Annotated in this window: 7 protein-coding genes; 1 reads left to right on the top strand and 6 read right to left on the bottom strand. The window is 65.9% G+C overall.

Annotation, left to right across the window (positions count from 1 at the left end):
• Nucleotides 1-226: 226 nt before the first annotated feature.
• A complete protein-coding gene (locus tag ACFWGJ_RS38045) occupies nt 227-1,429 on the top strand; it encodes a hypothetical protein (protein ID WP_387333535.1) in 1,203 nt (400 codons plus the stop codon).
• A gap of 63 nt (nt 1,430-1,492) precedes the next feature.
• On the opposite strand, the gene ACFWGJ_RS38040 is transcribed toward ACFWGJ_RS38045, so the two are convergent.
• The 6 genes from ACFWGJ_RS38040 to ACFWGJ_RS38015 all read right to left on the bottom strand — a co-directional run bounded on the left by ACFWGJ_RS38040 (nt 1,493) and on the right by ACFWGJ_RS38015 (nt 8,749).
• Nucleotides 1,493-2,143 carry a hypothetical protein gene (locus ACFWGJ_RS38040; RefSeq protein WP_387333534.1) on the bottom strand — a complete coding sequence of 217 codons (651 nt, stop codon included), beginning with the start codon at nt 2,141-2,143 and terminating at the stop codon, nt 1,493-1,495.
• 109 nt (nt 2,144-2,252) lie between these two features.
• Complete coding sequence (locus ACFWGJ_RS38035; protein WP_387333533.1) at nt 2,253-2,957, bottom strand: hypothetical protein; 705 nt, start codon at nt 2,955-2,957, stop codon at nt 2,253-2,255.
• Nucleotides 2,903-3,568, bottom strand: a complete 666-nt coding sequence (locus ACFWGJ_RS38030) for a hypothetical protein (protein WP_387333532.1) — start codon at nt 3,566-3,568, stop codon at nt 2,903-2,905. The genes ACFWGJ_RS38035 and ACFWGJ_RS38030 overlap by 55 nt, the downstream gene beginning before the upstream one ends.
• A 76-nt stretch (nt 3,569-3,644) precedes the next feature.
• Nucleotides 3,645-3,803: a hypothetical protein gene (locus ACFWGJ_RS38025; RefSeq protein ID WP_387333536.1), complete on the bottom strand. Its 159-nt coding sequence runs from the start codon at nt 3,801-3,803 to the stop codon at nt 3,645-3,647.
• Nucleotides 3,804-3,837: 34 nt separating this feature from the next.
• Nucleotides 3,838-4,371 carry a S1 RNA-binding domain-containing protein gene (locus ACFWGJ_RS38020; protein ID WP_387333531.1) on the bottom strand — a complete coding sequence of 178 codons (534 nt, stop codon included), beginning with the start codon at nt 4,369-4,371 and terminating at the stop codon, nt 3,838-3,840.
• 40 nt (nt 4,372-4,411) lie between these two features.
• Nucleotides 4,412-8,749: an RHS repeat-associated core domain-containing protein gene (locus ACFWGJ_RS38015; RefSeq protein WP_387333530.1), complete on the bottom strand. Its 4,338-nt coding sequence runs from the start codon at nt 8,747-8,749 to the stop codon at nt 4,412-4,414.
• Between the last annotated feature and the right edge of the window lie 15 nt (nt 8,750-8,764).

The raw sequence follows: 8,764 nt of genomic DNA, 5'->3' as shown, positions 1-8,764 counted from the left end.
GGCGCGGGTGACGGAGTCGGGGCCCATGCCGCCGGTGACGTGGCCCCAGCGGTCGATGCCGACGAAGGCGGGGGCGGACGGGAATTGTCAGACAGGCCCTAGGGCGAGACGGCGAGGCGCACCCCGGCGCACGGTCGGCGTCAACCGACGGCGACGCCCGACCCGTTGGAGGGGCAGCACGGCCCTCGACGCATATCCCCTGTTTGCCTTGGCAATTGACAGCGGCATGAGAACTACTTGGGTACGAGGCCGGGGCCGCGGCCGTCGGCGCATCGCGGTCGCGACCGCTGCCGTGGCCGCCCTGTGCGGAGCCGCCTTCACGCAGGGCGGCACGGTGCACGCGCACGCGCAGAGCAAGGCCGCCGAGACACCGTGGGTGGTGTCCCTGGGCGACAGCTTCATCTCCGGGGAGGCGGGCCGCTGGGCGGGCAACAGCAACGACAGCGCCGGCGGCTACTCCGGCACCGACCGGGCCTTCGACCCCGCCACCGGCTCGACAGACGAACACCGGGTGTACGGCACGTCCTACGACAACGGCTGCAACCGCTCCGACAGCGCGGAGATCAATTCGTCCCCCGCCCCGGCCGGGGCCCGCCGACTCAACCTGGCCTGCTCGGGGGCCACCTCGACCGCGATCCTGCTGCCCGAGAACGGCGGGAGCCCGTTCAAGTCCGAGCCGTCCCAGGCCGAGCAGCTCCAGAAAGCCGTCACCGGCCATCCCGTACGGGCGGTCGTCGTCTCCGTCGGCGGCAACGACCTCGGCTTCGAGGACGTGATCGTCGCCTGCGCCAAGGGCTTCGTCACTCCCATCGGGGCGGCGCCCTGCGCTCCCACGCAGGCACCAGAGGTCAAGAAAAGGCTGCCCACGATGCGTACCGCGGCGGTCAACTCCCTCGCGGACGTCACCACCGCCATGAAGCGGGCGGGCCACCCGGCGGGCAGCTACCGCCTGATCCTGCAGTCCTACCCGTCACCGCTGCCCGACGGCGCGCGGATCCGCTACCCCGGGGAGAAGTACGACCGCCTGACCGACGGCGGCTGCCCGTTCTTCGACAAGGACCTCACCTGGGCCCACGACCAGCTCGTCCCCGACATCAGCAGCACGCTCGCCTCCGCCGCCCGGGAGTCCGGCGCGGAGTTCCTGGACCTGTCGCGCGCGTTCGACGGCCGGGAGGTCTGCTCCACGACCACGGTCCAGGCCGGCCCCGCCCTGCCCTCGGGCCGCACCAGCGAATGGGTCCGCTTCGTCACCACGGGCGCAGGCCAGGGCCAACGCCAGGAGTCCCTGCACCCCAACCACTACGGCCAACTGGCCCTGGGCACCTGCCTGAGCCTCCACCTCACTGGCACCCCGGGCGACCACCGCTGCACGAACACTCCGGGAGAGGGCCCGAACGCGATGCGCTTGGGCGCGGCTCCCACGAACTGACGACCGAGGCCTGATCGGAGGGGGTGTGACGCTGCGGCCCGTGGCCTGCGCTGTGCGGTCACCTCAGGGCTGACACGCGGCGCTCCCCCTCTGAGAGGTGATGTCATGGATCACCCAGACACCCTTGTCATTCTTCTTGAGTGACGTCTGGTAAGCGACGTAACTGTCCGCGGTGACCTCGGTCTTCTTGACCCGCTTGCCCTTGAGATACATGACGAACGCCTTGCCCTGATCCTCGCAATAACTGAACGAGGCGGTCCCGTCACCGCGAACATTCACCTTCGGGTCGTAGAACCGATAGGCCCCCGTGGTACGGGCCTTGTTCTCCACATACTCCTGAATGAACTGCTCGGTCCCCGCAGCAGCCTCCCCCTCGTAATAGAAGAGGTAGGCCTTATCCAGCGGGTCCTGACGGGCGATAGCCAGATCAACCGCCTTGATGGACTGGGCCCCGTCGCTGAGCACCGCGTCCTTCGCCTTCTTACCGGTCTTCGGCCACTCGAAGGTGTAGCTCAGATCGGACGGCAGCTCGATCTTCGGCCGGCCGACGTCAGCTGACTCGGACGCGTCCGGCGAAGCGGACTTCTCGATGCCGGTGTCGGTCTCGGCTGCCGCGACCTTGTCGTCGGTGCTGTCACCACCACAGGCGGACAACGTCAAGGCTGCGGCGGCGGTCAGTGTGATCGCTGCGAGCAGGGTGGGGCGGCGGTTCACGAACGGCTCCTGGTGAAGGCGATGTCATAACAGAGCGGTCTGCAGATGATGCAGACCATGATCACGTCGGCGACAGGGACTCGTCCCTTTCATCCGGCCTCGTCCGGTCTCATCCGGCACACGTCTCGTCGCCCCGCTTCGAGGTCAGAACAGCGGTCTGCCACACACCCTTCTCGCTCCTCTCCAAGCGAGTGGTGTACAGCACGTACGGGCTTTCGTCCGACGGTGTCCGGTCGACCTTGCCGGTCTTGCGGTTCTTGTTGAAGCCCTTGCTTTCGTCCGCGCAGTAGACAACCGCCGCCGAAGTGCTGCCGAGCACGGTGACCTTCGGATCGAAGTAGCGAGTGGTACCGGTAAACGACAGATCGGCGTCCTGGTACTCCTGCACCCACTCCACCGCACCGCGCAACGCCTTGTCCCGGTAGTAGAACGGAAGCCCCGGAGCACTCGCGTCGCCTCTGACGATGGCGTCGTTCGTGGCGTCGATGCGACCAGCGGTGTCCGCCAGGACGGCGTCCTTCACGTCGTCGCCGGTCTTCCAGTCCTCGTACTTGTCGACGATGTCCGACGGCAGCTCGACGGTCGGCCGGTCGGCCACTGGGGAGGCGGAGGCGCCTGGAGCCTTCGACGCCTCCGTACCCGTGTCAGCACCCGTGCTCTTGTCCCTGCCGCCGGCTTTGTCTTCGGAATCGCTGTCGCCACCGCAGGCGGACAGCACCAAGGCCGCGGCCACGGTCAGTGTGATCGCTGTGATTCGTCCTACGGCTGGCATTGCGCCGCCCCCCTCGTAGAAATGATCTGCGACGTCTGCCACGTTCCAGCGCTGTTCTTGTCCAGCCGGGTGTTGTAGTGGACGTAACTGTTCTTCGTGACAGGCGTCTTGTCTGCCTTTCCGGTCTTCTTGTCCTTGCTGAACCCCTTGCTCTCGTCCGCACAGAAGCTCAGCAAAGCCGTAGTCCCGCTCTTCAGCGTCACGCGTCGGTCGTAATAGCGCGCTTCTCCGGTGAGCGAGGCGTTGGCATCCTTGAACTGCTTGACCCAGGTCAGAGCGGCTTCCCTCGCTTTACCGGTGTTGTAGTAAGCAAGAGCCTCGCCATCGGGATCCGTCCCCGTGATCGCGGCATCCACGGCACGCATCCGCTCGGCGTTGTCAGCGAGAACGGCGTCCTTGACCGCATCCCCGGTCTTCTTCGTCTCGAAGATCAGCTTCAGGTCCGACGGAAGCGTGATGTCGGGGCGACCGGCGACGTCGGCGGCGCTGGCGGTCGGCGAGGCCGACTTCGCGTCGCCGGCGTCGGCGCCCGCGCTCTTGCCCTTGTCGCTGCCCTTGTCCTCGGAGTCACGGTCGCCACCGCAGGCGGACAGCGTCAAGGCTGCGGCGGCGGTCAGCGTAAGCGCTGCGAGCAGGGTGGAACGGCGGTTCACTAACGGCTCCTGGTGAGGGCGAAATCAGAGCAGAGCGGCCTGCACGTCGTCGGCGACGCGTACAGGCCGCTCCGGGTCAGCGGTCGATCGACTGGATCTCCTGCACGATCACGTCCTGGTCGGCGGCGAACTCGCCCTGAGGCAGGTCCTGCGGGTCGTTGACGCCCGTGCCCGTCCACGAGATCTTCCACGTGACCGTCGCCTGGAGCTGATACAAAGCCTGAAGGCGACCCATGGAGTTGACGAACGATAGAGAGGACGGAATTCGATTAATCGCGCTCTTCGTCCCGCCCTCTCCCTTCCTCCTCGCTCAGGGAAAGGCTGATTCGCCGCCTGTTCACGTTGACGCCGAGAACTGTCACCGTGACGCCGTCACCGACCAGGGGTTCCTTCCGGGAGGTACCGGAGTCGCCGTCGCCGCCACTCCGGGCAATCAGTCCCACCAAATCCGGACTCACCTGCACGAAGGTACCGATTGGGCTGATCTCCGTGACGGTTCCGGACACCTCGCGACCCAGCTTGTCCCTGGCGAACGCACGCATCGGATCCGGCTCCAGCGCTTTGAGTGAAAGCGCCATTGGCCGTCGTTCTGTCGATGCGTTGAGAACGAACACCGTAATTTCCTGCCCTACGCGCAGAAAGAGCGAGAGGTCCTCTATCCGCTTCCAGGAGACCTCAAGCCGGTCGATGAACCCCTCGTAGCCTCCGAGATCCACGAACACGCCGAAGACCTCGACGTCAGAGACCGTCCCTCTGAGGACGTCGCCCGTCTCGACCCGTTCCGGGCGAGCCTGCTGAACCATCGCATTCCAATCTTCCGCCCGAATCGAGCAGCTGCATCGATCACCGCCCCCTCTCGTACCAGCCGTGAGAGGAGTCGAACCATTGCGGTTCACCATCAATTAGTTCGTTGAACCGAGGGATATCCTCTTCAGGGATCACCCATTCGTATTCTTCCGCACCCCTGCTGTTCTCATGCACCTGCCGGTACTCACTGGCCGGGAACTCGTCACGGAATTCTGGCTTCATTTTGTATTCCCAGAAACCCGGCTCGAAGCCCGGCTCGCCCGCGTACTGCGCGGCCACATCCGGGCTGTCCCCAAGGTACGCCGTGCCCTCATGACGCCCCTGAGCGCCGTGCGCGGCAGGGTCCAACCCTTGACGCGCAGCCTCGCGTTGTCCCGTCTTCGGAGCGCGATAGAGCAAAGGAGCACAGCCGTCCGGCGAGAGGCCGAGATGGTCGGTCCAGATGACAGGGTTACGCACATATGTGTGCGGATTGGGACTCGGGGTGAGCCCCAGAGGATCCGGGCTGAGATAGCGGGCGGTCTCCGGGTCGTAGACCCTGTGATGGTTGTAGTGGAGCCCCGTCTCCGGGTCGTAGTACTGTCCCGGAAATCGCAGAGGAGTGTACGCCGAACTGTCGGCTGCCCAGGTAGTGGTTCCCCACAGGGTGGATCGTGAGCGCCAGGCTATGTCGCCAGACTCGTCGACGAGTTCGCTGGGGGTTCCGACCAGGTCGGTGATGATAGTGAAGAAGCGGGAATCTATCTCGTCCTGTGTCGCACGGTCTGCACCAGCGGTGATCCGTTCGAACTGGGTCACCGGAAGCAGTCCCCGGTGCTCCCACGTCACCGTGACGGGATAGGGCAGTTCTGCGGCCGTGGTGGTCTGTTCGCACAGGACGCTGCCGTCCCAGACGAACGCGGTGCTCTCGACGACGGTCATACCGTCGGGCGCGAGCCGGTCCTTGACGGAACGACGGCCCAGAGCGTCGTACCGGTAGCGCCATTGCGTCCCGTCAGGCGTAGTGACGGCGGTGAGCCGGTCCTCGGCGTCCCAGGTGTAGTGCCACGTTTCCGGCTTGCGCGAGATTCGGCGCTTCTGCCGGAGCACTATGCGCCCCAGAGCGTCGTGCTCGTAACGGACACCTCCCGCACGGGTGATACGCGTGCCGGCGTAGCTTCGGGGGCCCGTCGCGTCATGTCCGGCGTGCGTCTCCGGCCAGGTGGCGTGTGTTTGGTTGCCGTCCGAGTCGTAGGCGTAGGACTCGGTCCAATCCGTGGCACGAACGCTGGTCACCCGTCCACCGGTGTCGACGTCGAAGTGCCGGGTGCCGTTCAGCCGGTCGTCGAGCCGCACGACGTTTCCGTCGGCCCGGTAGGTGTACGTCCGGTCCTGGATCGGGTGGCCGTCTGCCGCGGCCACGGATTGGCCGGTGAGTCGGCCGACCTCGTCGAAGGCGTGCGTCAGAGTGACGGTCTCGCCGACGTGGCGGACGATCTCCTGGCCGGCGTCGTCGTAGTCGAAGGAGACGGTGCGGCCCGCGGTCGTGAGTTCTGCGCGCCTACCAACCATGTCATAGGACCAGGTACTGGCCGTTCCCGTGGGTGTCACCCGACTCGTACGGCGTCCGAGGATGTCCTGGGCGTACTCAGTCGTACGGCCGTTGACCGTTTCGGAGGACAGCCGCCCGGCCGGACCGCACTGCCGCGTGAGGGTAACCGCACTGCTTTCGGCCCGAACGAGACGCCCGGCGGGCGTATAGCTGAACGTGGTCGCGGCGCCGTCCGCTTCCTTGGCCGTCATCCGCCCTTGGGCATCGCGCCGGTACCGAATCGTCTGACCGAGAGCGTTGGTGCGCGCGACCAGTTGATCGGCCGCATCGTAGAGGTACGTGGTGACACGGCCGTCGAAATCTGACTCGCGGATCAGGCGGCCCGCGGAATCGTACGTGTAGTCCCAGGTGAGTCCGAGCGGTCCGGTGACCCGAGTGAGGCGCAGCTCAGTGTCGTGTCCGAATTCCAGGCGTACGCCATCGGGCCCGGTTCGTGCGCTGAGCACATCGAAGCAGGTGTACTCGAAGTGTGAGACGTTGCCCATCCGGTCGGTGTGGCTGGTGCGGTTGCCCTCGCCGTCGTACGTCCATGACTCGTGGCTGCCGTCGGGCGCGATACGGCGGGCCAACCTACCCTCCACCGTCCAGTCCAGCCGGACGGTTCGGTCAAGTGGATCGGTCACCGCGATCCGACGCCCGAAAGCATCCCTCTCGTACTTCGTGGTCAGGCCGAGCTCATCGGTCGTGCGCACGGGCAGCCCTGCCGCGTTCGTGCGGAATCGGGTGCTGTGCCCCAGGGCATCCGTGACGGAGACGAGACTGCCATTCTCCTCGTACGCGTAGCTGGTGGTGGCGCCGACGGGATCGGTGACCTGAATTCTGTTGCCGCGCTCGTCGTACACCTGCTGCCACGTATCACCGTCGGCGTTGACGACCCTGACGGGCAGACCGAGTTCGTTGTACTCGGAGTGCGCTTCGCTCCCGTCGGGCCGAACGACGGTCGTGGGATTCCCTGCGTCGTCGTACCTGAATTCGATGGTGCGGCCGAGCGAATCGGTCTGGGAGAGAAGTCGGTTGTACTGGTCCCGCTCGTAACGCGTCTCCCCGCCGAGCGGGTCGGTCTCCGCCACGAGTTGGTTCGCGTCATTGATGACGAAGCGGCGTGTGTGACCCGCACCGGTGGTGGTCGTCGTGATCCTCCGGCCGGTGCTCTCGTCCTGAGCCGAGTACTCGATCCGCAAAGCCATGTGGCCTTCCGGGCTGCCCTCGGCGATGCACCGATCCTGCTCGTCGTACTCGTAGGAGTAGCTGTGGCCGTTGGTGTCGGTCCATGAAGTGACACAGCCCGCCGAGTCGTACGTGAACCGCAGCGGCAGACCGGACGAGTTGGTGACCGAGGTGAGATCGCCATCGCTGTATCCGTAACGACGGATCTCCTGGTCACCGCCGTCGGGTGCGGCTCCGGCAAGATGGAGGGAGACGATCCGCCCACCCTCGGTGGCTGTCTTGAGGACGTATCCCCCGCTGTGCCGCACAGCGGTGGGAGCGCCCTGCTCGTCGTACTCAAACCCGATCGTGTTGCCGTTGCGGTCCTCGATCGACTGCACAACGGCGATGTCGCCCTGTCGGCGGAAGTGCCGCGACTGACCGGTTCGCGAGTCGGTAACCGTGTACGTCGAGGTCTCGGTGCCGTCGGTTCGGGTGAGGGGCCACCGTGGACCGTGGCTGGGCAGCACCGGTACACCGGGCTCGGGCGTGGGGTAGGCGAGAAGCAGTCCCTCGTCGTGGACGAAGACAACGCCCTCGTCGTCGAACTCCAGTCTCTGGTCGACGGTGGAAGACCAAGAGGGGCCGAACCACCAGCCGGCCTGATAGCCGGACTCCACCCGGCGGCGGAACACCAGTGGCAAGGTGCCTGGCAGAGTGATGTCCGTTTGCGGCAAGTACATCTTGCCGGTGGCCAGGTCGATCGGGTCGGTACCGTTGGAGCAGACGCTGTCCTTCGGCCGGCTCGAACCCGTCGGGGAGTCCCTCACGCTCTTACGGCCCAGTCCCCGCATGCGCTTGCCCAGCCCGGCGGCCATGGCTCTGAGCCCGCCTTTGCCCAGGGCCTTCAAACCTTTGGCGAGTCCACCGAGTGTGGTCAGCCCCTTCATGCCGGGTATGCAGTCCAGGGCGGCGAACGCCACGTCCCACAGGGACGCCTGCCCCTTCATATATTTGTTGAGCGTGTCGGCGAGGACGACGAGGGCGGCGATCAGCACGATGGCGCCGAGAATCGGCCCCCCGATAATCATCGCGATAATGCCCAGCACCGCCACGACAACCTTGCAGACCGCGACGATGGTGTCCCAATTGTCGACGAACCAGTCACCGACCTCCTCGTACCACTTACGGTTCTGAATCCCGGCGTCGGAAGCGTCGTCCAGCTTGCGCTTAGCCTCCCCGGCCGCATCCTCACGCATCTGACGGGCGTCGGCGGCCATCTTCTTCGCCGCATCCAGCGCACTCTGCGCCGAGGTCACATCCGACTGAGCGGCCGTGTGCGCGTCCTTGGCACTCTGCGCGTCACGAGTCGCGGCCCGAACCTTCGCCTCATCCGGCTTCGGCACATCCTTGCCCGCCGACCCGGGATCATCCTTGTACTTGTCGGCCTCCTTGTTGGCCCGCGTCACCCACGAATCAGCCGACGACAGCTTCGACTTCGCGGACGACAGATCCGCCTGCGCCTCACGACCCTTCACCAGCGCCTTGTCGGCCAGCGTCTGGGCACGCTCAAGCTCGGGCCAGTACGCCGCGAGCGCATCGCCGGCCAGGTCGTACGACTTCTTCAGCTTCTTCAAGTTCTTCGGCACACC

It is taken from the genome of Streptomyces sp. NPDC060205 (genome assembly GCF_042728395.1).
In the GTDB taxonomy this organism is placed as follows: domain Bacteria; phylum Actinomycetota; class Actinomycetes; order Streptomycetales; family Streptomycetaceae; genus Streptomyces.
The sequence above is the reverse complement of the archived record's forward strand: the minus strand, read 5'-3'. Positions and strand labels throughout refer to the sequence as shown.

What these genes read in the sequence shown, in the direction of transcription:
- ACFWGJ_RS38045 (WP_387333535.1), top strand. Translation starts at nt 227, where the DNA reads ATGAGAACTACTTGGGTACGAGGCCGGGGCCGCGGCCGTCGGCGCATC.
- ACFWGJ_RS38025 (WP_387333536.1), bottom strand. Translation starts at nt 3,803, where the DNA reads ATGGGTCGCCTTCAGGCTTTGTATCAGCTCCAGGCGACGGTCACGTGG.
- ACFWGJ_RS38020 (WP_387333531.1), bottom strand. Translation starts at nt 4,371, where the DNA reads ATGGTTCAGCAGGCTCGCCCGGAACGGGTCGAGACGGGCGACGTCCTC.